The sequence below is a fragment of the Mesorhizobium sp. P3_B5 genome, assembly GCF_056402815.1.
Map to the genome: position 1 here is coordinate 45,376 of NZ_JBFUGR010000008.1, position 20,469 is coordinate 65,844.

19 protein-coding genes are annotated in these 20,469 nt (G+C 63.9%); 15 read left to right on the forward strand and 4 right to left on the reverse strand.

Annotation, left to right across the window (positions count from 1 at the left end; translation table 11 throughout):
- Positions 1-63: 63 nt before the first annotated feature.
- From AC1DVW_RS20400 to AC1DVW_RS20415, 4 genes are read left to right on the forward strand one after another with little or no spacing between them, the layout of a single operon-like run.
- Entirely contained in the window at positions 64-1,386 is a 1,323-nt protein-coding gene (locus AC1DVW_RS20400) for an alanine racemase (RefSeq protein WP_477325414.1), read from the forward strand.
- A gap of 37 nt (positions 1,387-1,423) precedes the next feature.
- The gene (locus AC1DVW_RS20405) at positions 1,424-1,768 is read left to right on the forward strand and encodes a RidA family protein (protein ID WP_027026214.1); all 345 of its coding nucleotides are present in this window, start codon (positions 1,424-1,426) and stop codon (positions 1,766-1,768) included.
- Positions 1,769-1,770: 2 nt separating this feature from the next.
- Positions 1,771-2,781: a succinylglutamate desuccinylase/aspartoacylase family protein gene (locus AC1DVW_RS20410; protein WP_477325416.1), complete on the forward strand. Its 1,011-nt coding sequence runs from the start codon at positions 1,771-1,773 to the stop codon at positions 2,779-2,781.
- 32 nt (positions 2,782-2,813) lie between these two features.
- Positions 2,814-3,995, forward strand: a complete 1,182-nt coding sequence (locus tag AC1DVW_RS20415; RefSeq protein WP_477325417.1) for a hypothetical protein — start codon at positions 2,814-2,816, stop codon at positions 3,993-3,995.
- A gap of 17 nt (positions 3,996-4,012) precedes the next feature.
- On the opposite strand, the gene AC1DVW_RS20420 is transcribed toward AC1DVW_RS20415, so the two are convergent.
- Together AC1DVW_RS20420 and AC1DVW_RS20425 are read right to left on the reverse strand one after the other, a co-directional pair.
- The gene (locus tag AC1DVW_RS20420) at positions 4,013-4,912 is read right to left on the reverse strand and encodes a proline iminopeptidase-family hydrolase (protein ID WP_477325419.1); all 900 of its coding nucleotides are present in this window, start codon (positions 4,910-4,912) and stop codon (positions 4,013-4,015) included.
- A 147-nt stretch (positions 4,913-5,059) separates the two neighbouring features.
- Complete coding sequence (locus AC1DVW_RS20425) at positions 5,060-5,785, reverse strand: LuxR family transcriptional regulator (RefSeq protein ID WP_477325421.1); 726 nt, start codon at positions 5,783-5,785, stop codon at positions 5,060-5,062.
- Positions 5,786-6,089: 304 nt separating this feature from the next.
- Here AC1DVW_RS20425 and AC1DVW_RS20430 point away from each other — a divergent pair, with 304 nt between their 5' ends.
- The 10 genes from AC1DVW_RS20430 to AC1DVW_RS20475 all read left to right on the forward strand — a co-directional run bounded on the left by AC1DVW_RS20430 (position 6,090) and on the right by AC1DVW_RS20475 (position 17,240).
- Complete coding sequence (locus AC1DVW_RS20430; RefSeq protein ID WP_477325423.1) at positions 6,090-7,763, forward strand: ABC transporter substrate-binding protein; 1,674 nt, start codon at positions 6,090-6,092, stop codon at positions 7,761-7,763.
- A 107-nt stretch (positions 7,764-7,870) separates the two neighbouring features.
- Positions 7,871-8,899, forward strand: coding sequence for an ABC transporter permease (locus tag AC1DVW_RS20435; protein ID WP_477325425.1), 1,029 nt, complete (start codon positions 7,871-7,873; stop codon positions 8,897-8,899).
- A complete protein-coding gene (locus AC1DVW_RS20440) occupies positions 8,899-9,873 on the forward strand; it encodes an ABC transporter permease (protein ID WP_477325427.1) in 975 nt (324 codons plus the stop codon). The genes AC1DVW_RS20435 and AC1DVW_RS20440 overlap by 1 nt, the downstream gene beginning before the upstream one ends.
- Positions 9,863-10,885, forward strand: a complete 1,023-nt coding sequence (locus AC1DVW_RS20445) for an ABC transporter ATP-binding protein (protein WP_477325429.1) — start codon at positions 9,863-9,865, stop codon at positions 10,883-10,885. The genes AC1DVW_RS20440 and AC1DVW_RS20445 overlap by 11 nt, the downstream gene beginning before the upstream one ends.
- Positions 10,882-11,874 (forward strand): ABC transporter ATP-binding protein, encoded by a 993-nt coding sequence (locus tag AC1DVW_RS20450; protein ID WP_477325431.1) that lies wholly within the window; start codon positions 10,882-10,884, stop codon positions 11,872-11,874. The genes AC1DVW_RS20445 and AC1DVW_RS20450 overlap by 4 nt, the downstream gene beginning before the upstream one ends.
- Before the next feature lie 99 nt (positions 11,875-11,973).
- Positions 11,974-13,071 (forward strand): Gfo/Idh/MocA family protein, encoded by a 1,098-nt coding sequence (locus AC1DVW_RS20455; RefSeq protein WP_477325433.1) that lies wholly within the window; start codon positions 11,974-11,976, stop codon positions 13,069-13,071.
- A 10-nt stretch (positions 13,072-13,081) separates the two neighbouring features.
- The gene (locus AC1DVW_RS20460) at positions 13,082-13,735 is read left to right on the forward strand and encodes a ThuA domain-containing protein (protein ID WP_477325435.1); all 654 of its coding nucleotides are present in this window, start codon (positions 13,082-13,084) and stop codon (positions 13,733-13,735) included.
- A gap of 53 nt (positions 13,736-13,788) precedes the next feature.
- Positions 13,789-14,622: an amidohydrolase family protein gene (locus AC1DVW_RS20465; protein ID WP_477325437.1), complete on the forward strand. Its 834-nt coding sequence runs from the start codon at positions 13,789-13,791 to the stop codon at positions 14,620-14,622.
- Positions 14,623-14,851: 229 nt separating this feature from the next.
- The gene (locus AC1DVW_RS20470) at positions 14,852-15,973 is read left to right on the forward strand and encodes an OmpA family protein (RefSeq protein WP_477325439.1); all 1,122 of its coding nucleotides are present in this window, start codon (positions 14,852-14,854) and stop codon (positions 15,971-15,973) included.
- A gap of 19 nt (positions 15,974-15,992) precedes the next feature.
- The gene (locus tag AC1DVW_RS20475) at positions 15,993-17,240 is read left to right on the forward strand and encodes a caspase family protein (protein WP_477325441.1); all 1,248 of its coding nucleotides are present in this window, start codon (positions 15,993-15,995) and stop codon (positions 17,238-17,240) included.
- A gap of 14 nt (positions 17,241-17,254) precedes the next feature.
- Here the strand turns inward: AC1DVW_RS20475 and AC1DVW_RS20480 are convergent, their stop codons facing one another.
- Positions 17,255-17,815, reverse strand: a complete 561-nt coding sequence (locus tag AC1DVW_RS20480) for a DUF6931 family protein (protein WP_477325443.1) — start codon at positions 17,813-17,815, stop codon at positions 17,255-17,257.
- Positions 17,816-17,997: 182 nt separating this feature from the next.
- On the opposite strand from AC1DVW_RS20480, the gene AC1DVW_RS20485 reads away from it, so the two are divergent.
- A complete protein-coding gene (locus tag AC1DVW_RS20485) occupies positions 17,998-18,534 on the forward strand; it encodes an OmpA family protein (protein ID WP_477325445.1) in 537 nt (178 codons plus the stop codon).
- Positions 18,535-18,691: 157 nt separating this feature from the next.
- On the opposite strand, the gene AC1DVW_RS20490 is transcribed toward AC1DVW_RS20485, so the two are convergent.
- A complete protein-coding gene (locus AC1DVW_RS20490; RefSeq protein WP_477325447.1) occupies positions 18,692-20,302 on the reverse strand; it encodes a caspase family protein in 1,611 nt (536 codons plus the stop codon).
- Positions 20,303-20,469 lie beyond the last annotated feature (167 nt).

Genomic DNA, 20,469 nt, shown 5'->3' on the forward strand with positions numbered 1-20,469 from the left:
CTCTCATGCTGCGGCCGGCATCGATCCCGGCTTCGTTCTGCGACATTGAAGGGTTAGCATCGGATGACTGAAAACTCACCGGTTCCACCGCTTGTCGTGCGCGAAAATTTCCGACTCGACGATCGCATCCGTGGCGTGCCGCCCGGCACCACCTGGCTGGACAGCAGCCTTGTCGCAGCCGAGCACTGGCATCCGGCCGATGGACGCATGGCGCTGCCGGTGCTGACCCTCGACGAGGCAGCCTTCGCCGCCAACCGCGACCTGTTCCTGCGCTATGCGCGCGAACACAATGTTGCGATTGCACCGCATGCCAAGACGCCGATGGCGCCCGACCTTGCCCGGTCGCTGGTCGAGGCCGGCGCATGGGGCACAACCGTCGCCGACATCAGGCAGGCCACGGTGATGCTCAAGGCCGGCCTGACACGCCTGATCATCGCCAATGAAGTTGGCGGAGCCGGCGGCGCCAGCCGGCTGGCGGTACTTGCCGGTGCCTGGCCGAAAGCCGAACTCTATGTCTTTGCCGACTCGGTCGATGCCGTGAACGCACTGGCCGAGACCTGGCACGCCAACCCTGCACTGCCGCCCTTACATGTGATGGTCGAACTCGGCGCGGGCAGGGCAGGCGCCCGCACCACCGCGCAAGCCGAGGCCATCGCCGATGCGATCACGGCTGCCGGGCGGCTCAAGATCGCCGGCGTCGCGACCTATGAAGGGGCCGCAGCGCAACCCGAGCCCGGCCGCACCGATGCGGTGATATCCGGCCTGCTGGCAATGACCGCCGACATGTTCCTGCGGCTGCGCGCCCGCGTCGGCGGCGGTTCGCCGCTGATCGTCAGCGCTGGCGGCTCGGTCTTCTTCGACAGAGTGGTCGCGGCACTTTCGCCGGTGGTTTTCGGCGACGGCAATGCGACGCTGGTGTTGCGCAGCGGCGCCATCTTCTTCCACGACCACGGCACCTATGACCGCTCGCTCGGGGCGCTCGATGCCCGCAAGGGTTTTGCCATTGGTGGCATCAGCGCCTCAGCGCGGCATTCGTTTCGCCCTGCTTTGCGCCTGTGGGCCGAAGTGCTGTCGCGGCCGGAGCCCGGCCTCGTGATCTGCGGCATGGGCATGCGCGACGTGTCGTTCGACCAGGGCTTTCCAACGCTGCTCACCGTCTTTCGTGCCGGCAAGCCGCTGCCGATGCCGGCGGCGCGCGCCGAGGTGGTCAAGCTCAACGACCAGCACGCCTTCCTGTCGATTGCACCGAGCGACGACATCGCCGTCGGCGACGTCGTCGAATTCGGCATCTCGCACCCCTGCACCTGCCTCGATCGCTACCGCGTGATCTTCGGCGTCGATGCCACCGGCCGCGTCCGCCACGCTTTCCCCACCTGGTTCGGCTGACCAGATCCCCAAAAAGAGAACCTCGAAAGGATCCGATATGATCAAGTATTTTCAGTCCGGCTCGCGCATGTCGCAGGCGGTCGTCTATGGCGGCCTCGTCCACATCGCCGGCCAGGTGGCCAATGACCGCAAGGCCGGCATCGAGAGCCAGACCAGCGACGTGCTGGCCAAGGTCGAGGCGCTGCTGGTCGAGGCCGGCAGCAGCAAGTCGAAGCTGGTCGCTGTCAACATCTTCCTGCCGCAGATCGGCGATTTCGAGGCCATGAACAGCATCTACGATGCCTGGGTCGATCCTGCCCGCCTGCCGGCGCGTGCCTGCGTCGAGGCGCGTCTGGCCGATCCCGACCTGCGCATCGAAATCACCGCGGTCGCGGCGGTCTGACCATGCACACCGGCCTCGCCCACACGCTCGACTTCGACCGCGACGGCAAGACGCTTAGCCATCTCAGTATCCCGTTCTCGATCGACCGCTCGCCCTACTTTCAGGTCAAGGTGCCGATCTGCCTAATCGGCAATGGCGATGGCCCGTCGCTGTTTCTAATGGCCGGCAATCACGGCGACGAATATGAGGGCGAGCTGTCTCTGGCCAGACTGGTGCGCCGGCTCGATCCGAAGCGGATCAAGGGCCGCATCACCATCATGCCGATGGCCAACGCACCGGCCGTGATGGCCGCCAAACGCTGTTCGCCGCTTGACGGCGGCAACCTCAACCGCGCCTTTCCCGGCGACCCCTCGGGCACGCCGACAAGCCGTCTGGCCAATTTCCTCGAGAAGGAGCTGTTCCCTCGCCACGACGTCATCTTCGACATCCATTCCGGCGGCACGTCGATGGAGCATCTGCCGACCGCACTGGTCGAACGCAATTCCGATCCCGAGCGCCATCGGCGCGGCGTCGAGCTGATGCGCACGCTCGGCATGCCCTACGGCTTCATAGCCGACAACGGCCAGGCCTCGCCAACCTCGATGGGCGCGGCGCGGCGCGCCGGCGCCATCGGCGTCAGCGGCGAGTTCGGCGGTGGCGGCACCGCAACGGTCGATTCGATGGCGATCACCGCCCGCGCCCTCGACAGTCTGATGGTGGCACTGGGTGTGGTCGACGCACCGGTTCTTGGCGCAGGCGAAAAGCCTGCGGCGCCGACGCGGCTGTTGTCGCTGTCCCGGCACAGCCAGGGCCTCTACGCCACCCGCCGCGGCTGGTTCGAGCCCGCCGTCAGGCTGGGTGACAGCGTGAGCGCAGGACAATTGGCCGGCTGGTATCACGATCTCGAACAGCTCGATGTTGCCGAGCAAACCCTGCATTTCGCCGAAGGCGGCATCGTACTGTCACGCCGGCTGCACACGATGTGCGAGGCCGGAGACTGCCTGATGCAGGTCGCCGAGCCCGTCGCGGGCTGAAGTCATACCAGGATCAAGACTGAGGATATTCGATGCAGCAACTGTCCATGTGGACCTACCCCTGGGATGTCAGGGATCTCGGCCTGGAGACGGTCGAACGTGATCTCGTCGAGCGCGCCGGGCTCAACATGATCAGCCTGGCGACGTCCTATCATGCCGGGCGCTTCCTGCAGCCGCGCAGCCCGCGCCGCAAGGCCTATTTCCCAGAGGACGGCACCATCTATTTCAAGCCGACCGCGGCGCGCTGGGGGAGCCTCGCCATCCAGCCCAAGGTGGCGGACGTAATCACCGAGAGCGGCGACGTGCTTGGCAACCTTATCCGCCGGCGAGACGCCGGCGGGCTCGGCGTTTCGTGCTGGACAGTCTGCCTGCACAACACCCGCCTCGGCGTGCTGCATCCGCAGGCCGTCACCCACAACGCCTTCGGCGATGCCAACTACTACAATCTCTGCCCGTCGCATCCCGATGCCCGCGCCTATGTCCGCGCGCTGGTCGCCGATATCTCGCATAGTTACAGGCCGGATAGGATCGAACTTGAAAGCCCGTCCTTCATGGGCTTCGCCCACGAGTATCATCACGAGAAGGATGGTGTCGGGCTGACGCCGGAAGACGATTTTCTTTTGTCGCTGTGCTTCTGTCCGTCCTGCGTCGCCCGCGCGGCAAAAGCCGGCGTCGATGGCGGGGCGGCGCGCAAGCTCACCAAACAATGGATCGTCGAGACCTGCGAGCGTGCGGTGCCGCAACGACGCTTCCCCGATTTTCCCGCCAGCGGCCTCGACGTCTTTGCGCCGTGGCCGGAGCTCCACGCCTACCTGCTCTGGCGGTTCGAGCCGGTGACCAGCCTGGTCGCCGAATTGCGCGAGGTGGCGGATCCCACGACGCGTGTCGTCATCATCGACCTGAAAGACGGCTGGCTCGGCGGCTGCGATCTCGAAGCGCTCGGCAAGGTCTGCGACGGGGCGATCCTGTGCGCATATGACATGCAGGCCGGCGATGTCGCCAGCCTGATGGCCGCCGGCCGTGCAGCACTCGGCGCGGAAAAATTCCTCGGCACCGGCTACCGGCTCTTCTATCCGGAAATGGTCGGCTCCGAAGGGCTCGCCGCCAAGGTCAAGCCGGCGCTGGCGCCTGGTGTCGACGGCATCAATTTCTACAATTATGGCCTTGTCCCGGCCGCACGGCTCGATTGGGTGGGTGCCGCGCTTTCTGCCTGAGCAGAAGGCGCGGAACCTCAGTCGTGTTTGGCGAGGAAGCGACCGACGGCGGCGAGGCAGTCGTCCTTTTCCTCGACATGCGGCATGTGGCTGGAATTCGGGAAGACCATGCCTTCGACGTCGGCAATGCGATCGAGAAACGGCTGCACGCAGGCCTCGGTCGCTTCGTCGTAAAATCCACGGAAGGCCAGCGTCGGCGCCTCGATCAATTGCAGGCGCTCGACGATGGTCCAGTTGCGCATGGTGCCGATGACGTGGAATTCGTTGGGTCCGTTCATGGTGTGATAGACCGTCGGATCCGCCTCGATCGCCGCAAATGTCCTGACGACTTCGGGTGGATTGGGAACGACGCGACAGACATGGCGGTCGTAGAAGGCCTTGGTTGCCGCGACATAGTCCGGATGATCGGTGGTTCCGTCGGCCTCGTGCCGGTCGAGCGCGCTTTGCACATCCGCCGGAAGTTCCGCGCGCAATTGCCGCGCGCCTGCCACCCACAGCGCCATCGAAGCCAGCGAATTGGCCAGGATCAACGCCTTCAATCCGTCGGGGCGCCGCACCGCGTGCTCGGCCGACAGCATGCCGCCCCAGGACTGGCCGAGCAGCGCATAGCGGTCGGCAATGCCGAGATGGGCGAGCAGCGCGTCGAGCTCGCCGAGGAAGAACTCGACCGTCCAGAAGTCACCGCCCTTGTCGGGCAGATGCGTCGATTTGCCGTTGCCGATCTGATCGTAGTGGATGACGGCCCGTCCGGGTCCGGCGAGCTCCTTGAAGGAATCGACATAGTCGTGGGTACAGCCGGGGCCGCCATGGGCGACGACCAGTGGCAGCCTGTCCGAGGTGAGATCCCCGGTCACCCGGTACCAGGTGCGGTAGCCCTTGTAGTCGCTGAATCCTTCGGTGGTCGTAGCTGCCGTCATTGTCCGAACTCCGCATCATGGCGCGGCAGGAACCAAATGACGGAGCCTCCCAAGCCTTGTTTTGCGGCAGACGGTACTCAGTGACCCCGCGCAATTACAGCTAGCACTATTTATAGGTTTGCCCGGTGGCGATCAGTGGCCTTCGCCTCAGTGCTCGGGTTCGAGCAGCCGGTAGTGGGCGGCCAGCGCGATGGCGTGGAAGCGGTTTTTGGCGCCAAGTTTGCGCGTCGCCGCATTGAGGTGCAGCGTTGCGGTCGGTACCGTGCGGCCGATCTCGCGCGCCACCTGCTTTGCCGTCAGTCCGGCCGCGGCGAGGCGCAGGCACTGACGCTCGCGCGCCGTCAAATGGACATACTGGCAGGTGCGGGTGCCCTCGTCGAAACCGGCATAGACGGAATCGTGCAGGAGATGACCGAGATCGCCGATTTCGGCGATGAAGTGTCTGGCCTCGGCCTCGAACCCGGCCTCGGGATCGGCACGGATGGCAGTGAAGGTGGCGAGATCGCCGCCGGCAAGACGAATGGGCACGGTAATGCCGCAGGTCATCCTGGTGTCGAGCAGATAGCTGACCACCGGCGCGTGCCTCGACTGCAACACGCGCTGCATGACGCTGCTCTGGACACCTCTATGCGACCACAGGAATGGCCTCGACACGGCGAGCGCGGCTTCCTGCACCGGGTCAAGCTGATAATACCCCCCCTTGCACCAGAGATCCTGCATGTCGCGCGGCATGTTGCGCAGCGCCATCAGCGAGGGCGTGATCAAATCGCCCTTATGGCTGACAGGCACCGGCGTATAGTCGTAGATGAACGAGGTGAAGCCGATGGACTCCAGCACACCGGTCGCCGCTGCCATGGCTGCGTCGACGCTCATCCCTGTCCGGAACAGGCTCTCTAAATCCCCTGAAAAAACCTGCATCCGGCGAACTTACCAACTGGCCATTGCTTGTCAAATAGCCATGCTGGGTGATTGCCCAACAAATAGGCGTGAATGGCGTCTGCGACCCTATCTATCTTAATAGCTATCCTGTCCGGCTCGGCGGGCCGTAGTCTTCTGCGATTGGGCTAATAGACGGACGCCGTCCGCCAACCCAAAGCCATTTCGTATCCGCCGCGCCGTGGTCGATCGACTACAGTCGGCGTGGCAAAGTCGACACGCTTTCCATGAGGGAACACCAATGCGACCGCACAAGGCACTTGCAGCGTTGATACCAGGCCTGGCCCTGCTCGGCATGACGATCCTGTCGCCGGCGAGCAGCGCCATCGCTGCGGAGGGCAAGCCCGGCGGCACGCTGCGGCTGCTGGCCAATGCCGCGGCCGGCACCGCCGATCCGCATATCAACTACACGCTGCAATATTTCCAGCTCAACTACGTCCTCTACGATGGCCTGGTGACCTACAAGAAGGTCGGTGACAAGACCGGCTTCGAAGTCGTCGCGGACTTGGCTGAAAGCCTGCCGAAGGTTGAAAACGGCGGCAAGACCTATGTCTTCAAGCTGCGCAAGGGTATCAAGTTCGCCGACGGCTCGGATCTCACCAGCAAGGATGTGGTCGCGTCGTTCCAGCGCATCTTCAAGATCAGCGGGCCGACGACCGGCACGCTCTACAACGGCATCGTCGGTGCCGATGCGTGTCTGAAGACACCCGCAACCTGCACCCTTGACGGCGGCCTTTCGGTTGACGACGCGGCCGGCACGATCACCTTCAACCTCACCCAGCCGGATGCCGAATTCCTGCAGAAGATCGCCATTCCGCACGCCTCAATCCTGCCGGCCGGCGCGCCGCTCAAGGATGCCGGCACCGACCCGATCCCGGGCACCGGCCCTTATATGATCGCCAGCTATGATCCCAACAAGCTGATGAAGATCGTGCGCAACCCGCACTTCAAGGAATGGAGCAAGGAGGCGCAGCCGGTCGGCTATCCAGACGAGATCGACTATGAATTCGGCCTCACCGACGAAGCCGCGGTGACGGCGGTCGAGAACGGCCAGGCCGACTGGATGTTCGACCCGCCGCCGGCCGATCGTCTGGCCGAACTCGGCACCAAATACGCCAAGCAGGTCTCGGTGCATCCGCTGACCGCGATGTGGTATGCGCCGATGAACAACAATCTGGCGCCGTTCAACGACATCCGCGTCCGCCAGGCGGTAAACTTCGCCATCGACCGCGCCGCCATCGTCAAGCTGTTTGGCGGCAGCAACCTGGCGCAGCCGGCCTGCCAGATCCTGCCGCCGGACTTCCCGTCCTACTCGCCCTATTGCCCGTTCAGCGCCAACCCCGGCGAAAAGTGGTCGGCGCCGGACATGGCGAAGGCCAAGCAGCTGGTCGCTGAATCGGGAACCGCCGGCCAGGAGGTGACGATCATCACCGAGGACACCACCGTCTCCAAGGCGATCGGCGTCTATCTGCAGGACGTGCTCAACCAGCTCGGCTACAAGACCTCGGTCAAGCCGATCTCGCAGAACATCCAGTTCACCTACATCCAGAACACCAACAACAAGGTGCAGATTTCGATCTCGCAATGGTTCCAGGATTACCCGGCGCCATCCGATTTCCTCGACGTGCTGTTCAGCTGCGCCTCGTTCACGCCGGGCTCGGATGCGTCGGTCAACATTTCGGGCTTCTGCGACAAGGCGATCGACGCATCGATGGCCGAGGCTGAGACGGCGACCATCGCCGACCCGGCCAAGGGCGCCGCACTGTGGACCGCCATCGACAAGGCGGTGACCGACAAGGCGCCGGTCGCCGTGCTGTTCACGCCCAAGCGCGTCGATGTCATTTCGTCCCGGGTGAAGAACTTCACCTTCAGTCCGCAATTCTACTGGATCGTCAGCCAGTCCTGGGTGGAGTGATCTCCGAGATGCAATGCGACGGAGCGCCATCGGCGCTCCGTCGCATTTCTTTTTGCGCCGGTTCGGCGCATCTTTCCGGTCGAGATTTTTCTTAGGCAATCCTGTCCATGGTCAATGTCATAGCGGACCAGCCCGCCATTCCGGTCCGCCGCGCCCCGCAGGGCCCATGGCGCACGGCCTGGCGCAAGCTGAAAGGCGATCGTTCGGCGACAGCCGCCTTCGCCGTGCTCGTCGTCATCGTCATCGCCTCGCTGGCAGCGCCGCTTTATGCGCAATACGTCTCCCACACCGATCCGTTCGTCACCAATCTCAACGGCGAGATCGTCATCGATGGTGTGAGCCAGCCGGTGCTGCAGCCTTCCACCGAAGGCCTCGGCCTTGGCATGACGCCGATGGGCCCGACCTGGCGCATCGGCCCGTATCTGCTCGGTGCCGACAACCAGGGCCGTGATGTCGCGGCGCGGCTGCTTTACGGCGGACGGGATTCGCTGCTGATCTCGGGCGCCGCAGCTGTGCTGTGTCTCGTCCTGGCGACATTTCTCGGCGTCGTTTCCGGCTTCTTCGGCGGCCTTGTCGACATCGGCCTGTCGCGTATTCTCGACGTGCTGTGGGCCTTCCCGATCTTCCTGCTGGCGATTTCGCTGTCGATCGTGCTGATCGCGCAGAGCATCTGGATCGGCCCGTTCGAAATCCGCTCGGGCAGCCTGTGGCTACCGGTGTTCATCATCGGCATCGTCTATGTGCCCTATGTGGCGCGGCCGATCCGCGGCCATGTGCTGACCTTGATGCATGCCGAATTCGTCACCGCGGCGATCGGGCTTGGCGCCTCGCCCTGGCGCATCCTGTTGCGCGACATCATGCCCAATGTGGTGACGCGCATCATCGTCTTCGTACCGTTGATCCTGGCGCTCAACATGATGACCGAATCCTCGCTGTCGTTCCTGTCGATCGGCGTGCAGCCGCCGGATGCCAGCTGGGGCACGATCATCCAGGATGGCCAGGGCCTGCTCTATTCCAGGCCGATCGTGGCGCTGGCGCCAGGGCTCGCCATCGTCATCACCGTGCTGGCCCTCAACATTCTGGGCGACGGGGTTCGCGACGCGCTCGATCCCAAATCCTCGCCGAGGGGCGTCTGATGCTCGCGGCGCTCAGCTTCCGGCTCGGCCAGATGGTGCTGGTCATGTTCGGCATCAGCATTGTCGCCTTCCTGATCTTCTTTGCCACGCCAGGTGCCGATCCCTCGGCGCGCATTGCCGGCCGCAATGCCTCCCAGGAAACCCTGATCCAGGTCCGCCACGATTTCGGTCTCGACCGGCCGTTGCCGGTGCAATACGGGCTGATGATGAACCGGCTTTTCATCAGCCGCGATCTCACCTCCTTCGTCAATCGCGGCCAGCAGGTGGTCCCCACGGTGATCAGCGCCATTCCCGTCACGCTGTCGCTGGTCGGCGGTGCGGCAGTGCTGTGGGTGCTTGGCGGATTGATCGTCGGCGTGATCGCCGGCGCGACGCGCGGCACTTTCATAGATCGGGCGCTGATGATCCTGAGCCTGGTCGGTGTTTCCATTCCGGTGTTCTGGCTGGGTGAGGTCGCCAATCTGCTGACCCAGAGCCGCTGGCATGACACATGGGCCTTCTCCTGGGTTCCGCCGCTCGGCTACATCCCGCTGACCGAGGACCCCTGGGGCTGGTTCAAGGCGCTGGTCATTCCGTGGTTCACGCTGGCGACCCTCTATGTCGGCCTTTACGGCCGGGTGCTGCGGGCAAGCCTGATCGAGATGATGCAGGAGGATTTCATCCGCACCGCCCGCGCCAAGGGCATCGGCGAGCGGCGCGTGCTGCTGCATCATGGCCTCCGCACTTCGCTGGTGGCCTTCGTCACCATGTTCGGCCTCGATTTCGGTGCGCTGGTCGGTGGCGGCGCGCTGCTGACCGAAGTTGTCTTCGGACTGCAGGGCGTCGGCAAACTGACCTATGAGGCGCTGCAGACCCTCGATTTGCCGATGATCCTGGCCACGGTGATCTACGCCGCCTTCTTCGTCGTCATGGCAAACTTCGTCGTCGACATCGTCTTCGTCTTCGTCGATCCGAGGGCGCGCGATGCCCGCTGATGCTCCTCTTCTTGTCGTCGAGAACCTCACGGTTTCCTTCCGCAGCGACGAGGGTTTGGTGCGGGCGGTGGGCGGTGTTTCGTTCGCTGTCGAGCAGCGTGAGATCGTCGGCGTCGTCGGCGAATCCGGCTCGGGCAAAAGCCAGACGCTGCTCGCCATCATGGGCCTGATCGACAGCCCCAAGGCGGTCGTCTCCGGCTCGATCCGCTTCATGGGACAGGAGCTTGTCGGGCTCAACCGGAGCGCGCTCGACGCCATTCGCGGCCGCCAGATCGCCATGATCTTCCAGGATCCGATGTCGGCGCTGACCCCGGTGCACACGATCGGCAACCAGATCGGTGAGCAGGTGCGCGCGCACGAGAAAGTGTCGGCGCGAGCGGCGCGGGCGAGGGCGGTCCAATTGCTCGATGCCGTCGGCATCGCCAATCCGGATCGCGTCGTCGACGGCTACCCGCACCAGCTTTCTGGCGGCATGCGCCAGCGCGCGGTGATCGCCATGGCGCTGTCGTGCAACCCGGCGCTGCTCGTCGCCGACGAACCGACCACTGCGCTCGACGTGACCGTGCAGGCGCAGATCCTCGAGCTGATCGGGCGGCTGCGCGACGAGTTCGGCTCGGCGGTGATCCTGGTCACGCATGATCTGGGCGTCGTCGCCGAAGTCGCCGACCGGGTGCTGGTCATGTATGGCGGCCGCTTCGTCGAGGAGGGTGGCAAGTACAGCGTCTTCCGCACGCCGCTGCATCCCTACACCTGGGGACTGTTCGGCTCGATCCCACCGATGGACGGCGCGCGCCCGGCCCGGCTCGCCGCCATTCCGGGCGTTCCGCCGTCGCTCGCCAATCTGCCGCAAGGCTGCGCCTTCGAACCGCGCTGCAGCTTTCGCCACGATGCCTGCCTGGTCGAGCCGCCGCCGATGAGCGGCGCCAGTCATCGTGCCGCTTGCGTCTTGCCGGAAGCGCAGCGCAAAAAATTCAATATCCGCAAGGTCGCAGGCTTGGAGGCGCAACCATGAACGCCGTGCCGCGAGAGCGCCCGCTGCTTCGCGCCGGCGACCTGTCGAAGCATTATCATGTCGGCCGCTCGATTTTCCCAGCGCAGCGCCGAACGGTGCAGGCGGTCGATCAGATTTCACTCGATATCTGGCCGGGCGAAACCCTTGGCATTGTCGGCGAGTCCGGTTGCGGCAAGTCCACCCTTGGCCGCTGCCTGGTGCGCCTGACCGACATCACCTCGGGCTCACTGGAATTCGAGGGCCGCGACATTTCCGACGCGTCCCAGCGCCAGCTGCGCCCGCTGCGGCGGCAGATGCAGATGGTGTTTCAGGATCCCAGCGCCTCGCTCAATCCGCGCCGGCGGGTCGGCGATCTCCTGGCCGATCCATTCCGCATCCATGAGCGCCTCTCGGCACCGGAAATGGCGGGCCGCGTCGCCGAGCTGCTGCGCCGGGTCGATCTCTCCCCCGAGCACACGTCGCGCTATCCGCACGAATTTTCGGGTGGCCAGCGGCAGCGTATCGGCATTGCCCGCGCGCTGGCGCTCAGGCCACGGCTGATCGTGGCCGACGAGCCGGTCTCGGCGCTCGACGTGTCGATCCAGGCGCAGATCGTGAACCTGCTCGCCGATCTGCGCGAAGAGTTCAACCTGACCTATGTGTTCATCGCCCACGATCTCTCCGTGGTGCGGCAGATCTCGACGCGTGTGGCGGTCATGTATCTGGGATCGATCGTCGAGAGCGGGCCGACCGATCCGGTCTTTTCAGCACCCGCCCACCACTACACCGCGGCACTGCGTTCCGCTGTGCCGATACCGAGCGTCGATCGGGCGCGGGGTGGGCGTATGGTGCTGAAAGGCGATCTGCCAAGCCCGATTAACCCACCCTCCGGTTGCCGCTTCCACACCCGTTGCCCGGCCGCCACCTCGGTTTGCCGCAGCGAGCGTCCGCTGCTGCGCAGCATCGGCGATGGGCGGCTGGTTGCCTGCCATCATCCGTTGAACGGGTAGGGTGTGGATGAACGCCTGCCCGAGCCATTGCTGGCGGGAAAGGGGAGACAAATCAGTTTGGCTTCCCTATCTATGTCGCGGCGCAGCTGGGAGAAGACTTTGCGAAGAATCGGTATCGGCATCATCGGCTGCGGCAACATTTCGGACGCCTATCTGAAGGCTTCGCCAAAATTTCCGGTGCTCGACATCGTCGGCGTCGCCGACATCAACCCGGCGGCTGCCGAAGCCAAGGCGCAGGCCTACGGTCTGGCGGCGATGACCGTCGAGGCGCTGCTTGCCGATCCGCGCGTCGAGATCGTGCTCAATTTGACGACGCCGCAGCATCATGTGCCGGTCGGCCTGCAGGCGGTGGCGCAAGGCAAGCATGTCTATTCGGAAAAGCCGCTGGCAACGACGCTCACTGATGCGGAGCGGCTGGTTGCGGCCGCGCGCGAAAAGGGCGTGCGCGTCGGCTGCGCGCCCGATACTTTTCTTGGCGGCTCGCACCAGACGGCACGCCGGCTTGTCGACGAAGGCGTCATTGGCACCATCGTTGCCGGCTCGGCCTTCATGCAGGTGGCTGGTCACGAGCTCTGGCATCCGAACCCGGATTTCTACTACCAGCCCGGCGGCGGGCCGATGCTCGACATGGGTCCCTACTACCTCACCTGCCTGGTCAATCTTCTCGGGCCGGTGAAATCGGTGACCGGGCAGGCGAAGTCATCCTACGCCACCCGCACCATCGGCTCCGGTCCACGCGCAGGCCAGACCATCGAAGTCGAGGTGCCGACCCACATTTCCGGCCTGCTGGCGTTCGAGAATGGGGCGGCGGTTTCGATCACCACCAGCTTCGACGTCTGGAAGCACGAGCACAATCACATCGAGCTCTACGGCACCTCGGGCTCGATGGTCGTCTCCGATCCGAACCAGTTCCAGGGCGACATCAGGACCAGCTTGCGCAAGGGCGACTGGACGCTGGCCGATCAGCTCCATGCCTATGGCGACGGCAACTACCGCATCCTCGGCCTTGCCGACATGGCGCAGGCGATCGTGTCGGGCAGGCAGCACCGCGCCAGTCTTGAGCTTTCCTTGCATGTCCTGGAGATCATGGAACAGATCGTCCGTTCGGCGGAGATCGGGCAGCGCATCGACCTGAAACATGGCTGCGGCAGGCCGGCGCCGATGCGCGCCGACCTGCCTTTCGGCATTCTGGAATAGGAACGACATCATGGCCAAGACAGCATTGATTTTCTGGGGCGGCTGGGAAGGCCACACCCCGGCCCGCAGCGCCGGTGTGGTCAAGGAGATCCTGACCGGCCACGGCTTCGACGTGCGCCTGGAGCAGGGCACCTCGGCGCTCGCCAACCCGCAGCTTTCTGAATTCGATCTCATCGTCCCGGTGATCACCATGACGACGATCGAGAAGCCGGAGCTGGAAAACCTCACCCATGCGGTCAGGAGCGGAACCGGCCTTGCCGGTTTTCACGGCACCATGTGCGACAGCTTTCGCAACGAGACGGAATACCAGTTCATGACCGGCGGCCAGTGGGTGGCGCACCCCGGCAACATCATCGACTATCGCGTCGACATCACCAGAGCCGACGATCCGATCGTGCAGGGCGTCGGCAATTTCGCCTACCGTTCGGAGCAGTATTACATGCATGTCGACCCGACCAACGAGGTGCTGGCGACGACGACTTTTACCGGCGAACACCTCGACTTCATCGATGGCGTCGTCATGCCCGTCGTCTGGAAGCGGCGTTACGGCAAGGGCCGCGTCTTCTACAGCGCGCTCGGCCACACGGCCGATGAGTTCGACGTGCCGCAGATGCGCACGATCTTCGAGCGCGGCGCGCTTTGGGCCAGCCGGGTTCCCGTTTGAATGACGGGTCTACAGATGCAAGGGCTTGAAGTCGCCAAGGAGGAAAGCAGGTCATGATCGTCGACACGCATCTGCACCTGATCGACCTCTCCGCGCTGCGCTATCCCTGGCTCGCCGGCGTGCCGGCGCTCAACCGCGACCACTCCTACGACGAATATGCGATCCAGGCCCGCCGTGCCGGCATCGAGGCTGCCTTGCACATGGAGGTCGATGTCGATCCGGCCGACATCCAGGCTGAAACCAGCCATGTGAAGGCACAGTCACATCAGAAGGGCAGTTTGCTGCGCGGCGCCATTGCCTCGTGCCGACCGGAGGAGCCCGGCTTTGCCGCCTATCTCGAGCGTCAGCGAACCGATCCCTTCGTCAAGGGGTTTCGCCGGGTGCTCCACGTCATGCCGGACGAGCTTTCGCAAGCCGCGCTGTTTCGCGAAAACATCAAGCGGCTTGCCGGCACCGGCCTGACCTTCGACCTCGTCGTTCTGCCGCATCAGATCCCGAGCGCAATCGCGCTCGCCGATCTCGCGCCGGATGTGCAGTTCGTGCTCGACCATTGCGGCGTGCCCGACATCAAGGGCGCCAATGAGCATCCGTGGCGCGAGCATATGGCTGACATCGCGCGGCGCCCCAACGTCGTCGGCAAGATTTCCGGCGTGGTCGCCTATGCCGCCGGGTCATGGACCGTCGAGACACTGCGTCCCTATGTCGAGCACGCCATCGGCTGCTTCGGCTGGGACCGCGTCGTCTGGGGCAGCGACTGGCCGGTCTGCACGCTTGGCGGCGGCCTTGCGACCTGGGTGGCGGCGACGCATGCGCTGCTTGGCGGAACCAGCGCCGACGAACGGTCAAAGCTGCTCTCCGCCAATGCCAAGCGGATATGGGGATTGTAGGGAGACCGAACGGCGGCTCCCATGCCGGCTGGCACGTACCCGATCACAGTGCCGAGGCCGATCACAGCGTGTTGATTACTCTCCACGCCACCAGACCGACGAACGCGTCGGCCACGGGACACTGGCGCTACTCGTAAAGCAAAACCGAATGTTCTATGCTCGCCAGCGTCACCGCGTTCGACCGCCGTGACCGGAACTGAAGTCTGTTGTCCTAAGGCGGGGGGCATCCATGTTCGAGGTCGTCGGATTTTTTCGGCAGCAAGGGTCGATTTTGAAGGGCCGGCGCATCGTCAGCACCCTGGCTCTGGTCGCCGCTTTGTTGGGGCTGTTGCTGCTCGCACCGGAAGCGGCGAATGCGAAGCCGAACTGGACGCTTGACCCGGCAAACTCGACCCTCACCTACCAATCGGTGAAGAAGAACACCATTGTCGAGACCAACAAGATCAGGAACCTCTCCGGCACGTTGACAGCGGACGGCGCCGCCAAGGTGACCTTTGATCTCAACTCGGTCGACACCGGTATCGATCTGCGCAACGTGCGCATGCGGTTCCTGTTCTTCGAGACCTTCAAATTCCCGACAGCCGAAGTGACCGCGAAAGTCGATCCTGCCGCCTTCGCCGATCTGGCGACGAAGCGGCGGATGACGGCGCAGATTCCATTCCGGCTCAGCCTGCACGGCGTCGACAAGGACCTTGTCGCCACGGCCGTCGTCACCATGATCACCGACTCCATGGTGTCGATCGCTTCGGACGCCCCGGTCGCGGTCCATGTCGAGGATTTTGGCCTGCTTCCCAACGTCGAAAAGCTGCAGCAGGCCGCCAATGTCAGCAGCATCGTGCCGACCGCTTCGGTGTCCTTCGACTTCGTCTTCACCGCCGATGGCGCAAAACAGGCGCCGCCGGCTGTCGCCGCTGCCGCGGGTGCTGCAACCGAAGTCGGACCGGTCGCTACCGACGCCGCGAAAACGACCTTCAGCGAGGACGAATGCATGAACCGGTTTGCGGTGCTTTCGCGCACCGGAGCCATCTATTTCCGCCCGGCAAGCGCGCGGCTCGACGAAAAGAGCCGGCCGTTGCTGGCCGAGGTGGTCGACGTCGTCGGCAAATGTCCGAAATTGAAGGTCGAGGTGTCGGGCCATACCGATTCCGACGGCTCGCCCGCGGCAAACAAAACCCTTTCGGAGCGGCGCGCCAGGGCGGTGGCCGACGCGATCATCGCAGCCGGCATTCCGTCGACACAGATCGCGGCCACCGGCTACGGCGAGGAACGGCCGGTGGTGCCCAACGACACGCCGAAGAACAAGGCGCTGAACCGGCGCATCGAGTTTTCCGCCACGCCGCTCGTCAACTGAACAGGGATTTGTCGTAACGGTGCGTTTCAATCTGATTGCGAATTGCAGCGGCCTCCTGCGTGGCATCGGTCTGGCCGTGCTGCTGCTGGTTTGGGGTTTGAGCGCAGCCAATGCCGAACGCCGCATCGCCCTGGTGCTCGGCAATGCCCACTACCAGAACGCGCCGGCGCTTCCCAATCCGGTGAACGACGCGCAGGCGATGGCCGATCGCCTGAAGACCCTGGATTTTGAAGTCATCTCCGGCTTCGATCTCACCAAATCGCAGACGCAGGAGAAAATCGCGCAATTTGCAAAGCAGGTGCGCGGCGCCGATATCGCGCTTTTCTTCTATGCCGGCCATGGCTTGCAGGTGGGGGGAAACAACTATCTGCTGCCTGTCGATGCCGCGCTGGAGGACGAAACCTCGCTCGACTTCGAAGCCGTGCAGGTGGATTTCGTCCTGCGGCAGATGTCGCGTGAATCGGGCATCCGGCTGGTGTTCCTGGATGCGTGCCGTGACAATCCTCTGGCCGACGTGCTGGCGAAGGAGACCGGCAGCGCGGCAAGCAGCGGCCTGGCCGAAATCCCGATCGAAAACGGTGGCGCCGGTACGCTCGTCGCCTTCGCCGCCAGCCCCAACCAGGTAGCCTATGACGGATCGGGCGAACATTCGCCGTTCTCGGCAGCCTTGCTGGCCCATATCGGCGACGCCAACGTCTCGATCACCGAGGCGATGAACCGGGTTACATCAGAGGTGTTCAAGGCCACCGCCGGCAAACAGCGGCCATGGATCAACGTCTCGCTGACAACCGATGTCGTGCTTCACAAGGTCGATCTCAATGCGCCATTGATCGTCGGCGATTCCGACGCCGCGGCGGCCGAGACCGGTTCGCCGGCGCGCAGCAATGGCGCCGGCGCGGCCACGCCGTCTTCCTCCGACGCCAACGCGCAGGCAGCGCTGGAACAGCTGCGCCAGGAAATCCCGAAGCTGGGCTCGGACGCGCCAATCCTTTTCGACGTTCCGGTCAACTTCGGCGACCCGGCGATCGACGGCAAGAGCATCGCCCAGCTGATCCAGGGAAAGCCGCATTTCAGTCCGGTCGAAGGCCTCGAAAAGTCCGTCTGGGACAATCAATGCAGCAACTGCCATCAATGGACCGAGGAGCGGCTGTGCGACCAGGCCAAGACCTACGTCACCAATGACGTCTCGGTGTTGCGGCTGCAGCACCCGCTGGGCACGCGCTTCAAGGTGGCGCTGGGTAGATGGGCGCAAGGTGGCTGCAAGTGATGCTAGGGCTCTGCCTAACGCAGCGCCTCGATCTCGGCCAGCTGGATGCCCATTTCGACAAAGGCTGACAGCACGGAGGAGCGGTCCGCGATCGCCACCCGCGCCAATCCGGTCAAGATCCCGGCATTGACGGCATGGGCGGCGGAAAGCGGCCGCGGGCTCGACCCATTTGTCCGCTCCACTCCAGAACCATTGAGATGACATTTTACCGCGAGCGCAATCCAGACGGCCGGCGTCCTCTGCTGTGCCGCCGCCGCTTCGTCGACTGCCGCGAGGCGGCCTGGATTGTACGGATCGCTGACCCAGTCCTGAACAAGCGCCAGCAGCGCGCGGTCCTGCTCTTCGAGCAGTTCGGTCAGGTGGCCCAGGCATTCATGGCCCCACCAGATCGCGGCCCGGTCAGGCAAAAGGTAGGCGCAGAAGGTGATCGCCTCTTCAGGTGTCCGTCCCGCCAGGAGCAGGCGGCAAAACTCAAGCGAAGGCTGGTCGGTGGGAACGGCCGTCATGTCGCGGGCGGCAGCGGCGTTCGCAGCGAAGAGATCGCGCGCGGTTTTGAACTGGAGCCCGTTGGCCATCGCTGTTATTTTTTCCTCACCGAGCACTCAAGCCTCCGGCGAGGCGCGGGTCAAGTCTCTGTCCGTTGCTCTGGGTAGCATCGGCCACTGCGGCATCCATGAGGTTGTTCACAGACAGCGGCTTTGGAATTTGGTATGGTGGATGACCAACGAAATCGGATGCTCAAAGAGGAGTAACCGTTATGAAGTATGGCAGTTCAGTCTATGCGTTGGCGGTCGTGCTCTTGTCGAGCCACGCTTCCGCCGATCCGCTTCAGAAATCAGAAGACATCGTGAAGTTTTTTGCCGGTGCGGCCGATCTCGGCAAGGCGCGTGGCATTTGCGTCGGCACCGAGGACGAGTGCAAAAGCAAGACCAAGGCAAAGGAAGGGCCGCCCGAAAAAACCAGCCTCGATATGCTGATCAATTTCGGGCTGGATTCAGCCGAGCTCGACACGACGGCGCGCGCTGAACTTGGCGAGTTCGCCAAGGCGCTGAAGGATAGCCGGCTGAGCAGCCTCGACTTCGTCGTCGAGGGCTACACCGACGCCACCGGCACGGTGCCCTACAATGAGGGCCTGTCGCAACGCCGCGCGAAGTCGGTGGCGGCCTTCCTGACGGCCAGCGGCGTCGAGGCCGGCCGCATCAACGCGATCGGCCTGGGCGAAAAGAACCCCCGCAGCCCCAACCCCTACGATCCTGCCAACCGCCGGGTGGAAATGCGGATAAAGACGCAATAGTGAATCTGGTCTTCGGAGAGATCGTGCCCAAACAGTGACATAGAGCCCCATCTCGAGATCATCGAAATGGGGCTCTATCTCTTTGTCCAAAATCGGTTCCGGATCTCGCTGGCCTCGACCTTCGGTTCGAGGCCGCCCTGCGTCTGGATGCCGGCGGTCAGTTCTTGAGCACGCCGCCCACCGCCACGCCGGTGCCGAAGATCAGCGCCTTGGTCAGGAAATCGTTGTTGTTCTGCGGCGGCTCATCCTCTCGCACCACAGTCTCGCGGTTGCGCTGAACAACCAATTGTTTCTTGCGAGGCTTCTGCGCCACCGGCTTTTGTGTGCGGACCTTCTGCACCACCTGCTTTTTCGGCGCCGCCGCACGGGCCTGATCGGCAGCGTATCTGGCGCGGACCTGATCCATCATCGGATCCGTCTGGATCACCAGGAACGCCAGCTGCTCGCGCGTCAGATAGGTGGTCTGCGGCAGGCCGTTCTTGCCCTGCCAGATGCCGATCGCCTGGCGGGTCTGCGGACCGATATTGCCGTCGACGCGGCCAAGTTCGTTGCCCAAGGCTTCGATGCGCAGCTGCAGATCGATGCGGCCGTCGCGATCGAGCCCGATCGCAGCTTCCGTCAACTCGGTGCCGGGCGTTTGCTTCACCTCGTCCGAAACACCGACCGAAGTTCGCACGGCAGAGCCGGAACTGGCGTTCGCCTCGTCCGTGTCGACTGCCGCGACCTGCCGGTTTTCGGCCTTCGGGTCCTTCAACGCATCGATGTTGAGCCGCGCCACCGTGGCGAAGCGGCCGTTCGGAAACTGGTCGAGATAGGCTTCGTAGAACGGAACGGAATTGCGCTTGGAAGCCTCATCCCAGAGCCGCTGTTCGACTTCCCAGGACGGAGGATCATTGGTTGCCACGGGCGCAACAGTCGTCGTGGTGCCCTTCGATGCGTCGGCGACTGGCTTTTCGGCAGGCACTGCTTCCGCGGCAGGTTTTCCAAGGAAGACCTCGCGTCCCAGCGAGGCGTTGTGCCAGGGCCGCTGGCGACCTTGCGTGGTTTCGGTCACTTCGCCGCGCACTCGCGTCAGCGCGCTCTGGATTTCTACGCCGGGTTCGGTCAGGTGCCTGGCCAGTGCCGTGGAGTAGGGGCTGTCGACGCCGTTGCCGTCGAATGCGATGGCGCCCGGATCCGTTGCATAGGCAATCAGCAGGCCGCCGGTGCCAACCCCGTCGGATTTCGCTTCGACCGGGGCCAGGCCAGCGCCCAACGAGCGCGACTTCGGCAGCGAGGCGGCAAGCGTCCTGGCCAGCGGATTGTCGCGGCAGGCGTCGAGGATGATGATGCCAACCGCCGGTTCAGGCGGCAACGCCGCCATGAAATCGTCGATCTGAATGGTGCGGGTCTTGAGATAGGCCGGCGATGTCAGTTCGGCGTCGACCGGGATCAGGAAATTCTTGCCGTCGACCTGCATGCCGTGGCCGGCATAAAAAATCACGGCGAGGTCGGCGTCGTAGGATTGCTCGGTAAACTGGCTGATCAGGCTGTGCATGCCAGCATTGTCCTGGTCGACACCCTCGATCACCTGGAAGCCGGCATTGCGCAGCGTCGATGCGATGAGGTGCGCATCATTGGCGGGATTGGGCAAGGCAACGGCATGGACATATTTGCTGTTGCCGATGACCAGTGCGACGCGCTTGGCGTCGGGCGTGGCAGCCTGGGCGCCAAGCGAGGCCATGACAAACAGGATGAATCCGCTCAGAAAGACGGCGTACGCTTTCATCGACCAGTCCTCCACCCCATCCGGGGCGCGCTATTGATGTCTGCTCATGCTAAATTTCATCAGCGACACAAGTCGCTTCTGCCAAAATGGCTCTTGGGCGTATGTGATCTCGACCACAGTTTTGGTTCACAAAGGGCTCGAAAAAAGTTTCCTATAAAATGGTCTGC

Bases quoted from the DNA above. Each gene is read 5' to 3' on its own strand.
- AC1DVW_RS20400 (WP_477325414.1), top strand. From the start codon at position 64: ATGACTGAAAACTCACCGGTTCCACCGCTTGTCGTGCGCGAAAATTTC.
- AC1DVW_RS20405 (WP_027026214.1), top strand. From the start codon at position 1,424: ATGATCAAGTATTTTCAGTCCGGCTCGCGCATGTCGCAGGCGGTCGTC.
- AC1DVW_RS20410 (WP_477325416.1), top strand. From the start codon at position 1,771: ATGCACACCGGCCTCGCCCACACGCTCGACTTCGACCGCGACGGCAAG.
- AC1DVW_RS20415 (WP_477325417.1), top strand. From the start codon at position 2,814: ATGCAGCAACTGTCCATGTGGACCTACCCCTGGGATGTCAGGGATCTC.
- AC1DVW_RS20420 (WP_477325419.1), bottom strand. From the start codon at position 4,912: ATGACGGCAGCTACGACCACCGAAGGATTCAGCGACTACAAGGGCTAC.
- AC1DVW_RS20425 (WP_477325421.1), bottom strand. From the start codon at position 5,785: ATGAGCGTCGACGCAGCCATGGCAGCGGCGACCGGTGTGCTGGAGTCC.
- AC1DVW_RS20430 (WP_477325423.1), top strand. From the start codon at position 6,090: ATGCGACCGCACAAGGCACTTGCAGCGTTGATACCAGGCCTGGCCCTG.
- AC1DVW_RS20435 (WP_477325425.1), top strand. From the start codon at position 7,871: ATGGTCAATGTCATAGCGGACCAGCCCGCCATTCCGGTCCGCCGCGCC.
- AC1DVW_RS20440 (WP_477325427.1), top strand. From the start codon at position 8,899: ATGCTCGCGGCGCTCAGCTTCCGGCTCGGCCAGATGGTGCTGGTCATG.
- AC1DVW_RS20445 (WP_477325429.1), top strand. From the start codon at position 9,863: ATGCCCGCTGATGCTCCTCTTCTTGTCGTCGAGAACCTCACGGTTTCC.
- AC1DVW_RS20450 (WP_477325431.1), top strand. From the start codon at position 10,882: ATGAACGCCGTGCCGCGAGAGCGCCCGCTGCTTCGCGCCGGCGACCTG.
- AC1DVW_RS20460 (WP_477325435.1), top strand. From the start codon at position 13,082: ATGGCCAAGACAGCATTGATTTTCTGGGGCGGCTGGGAAGGCCACACC.
- AC1DVW_RS20465 (WP_477325437.1), top strand. From the start codon at position 13,789: ATGATCGTCGACACGCATCTGCACCTGATCGACCTCTCCGCGCTGCGC.
- AC1DVW_RS20470 (WP_477325439.1), top strand. From the start codon at position 14,852: ATGTTCGAGGTCGTCGGATTTTTTCGGCAGCAAGGGTCGATTTTGAAG.
- AC1DVW_RS20480 (WP_477325443.1), bottom strand. From the start codon at position 17,815: ATGGCCAACGGGCTCCAGTTCAAAACCGCGCGCGATCTCTTCGCTGCG.
- AC1DVW_RS20485 (WP_477325445.1), top strand. From the start codon at position 17,998: ATGAAGTATGGCAGTTCAGTCTATGCGTTGGCGGTCGTGCTCTTGTCG.
- AC1DVW_RS20490 (WP_477325447.1), bottom strand. From the start codon at position 20,302: ATGAAAGCGTACGCCGTCTTTCTGAGCGGATTCATCCTGTTTGTCATG.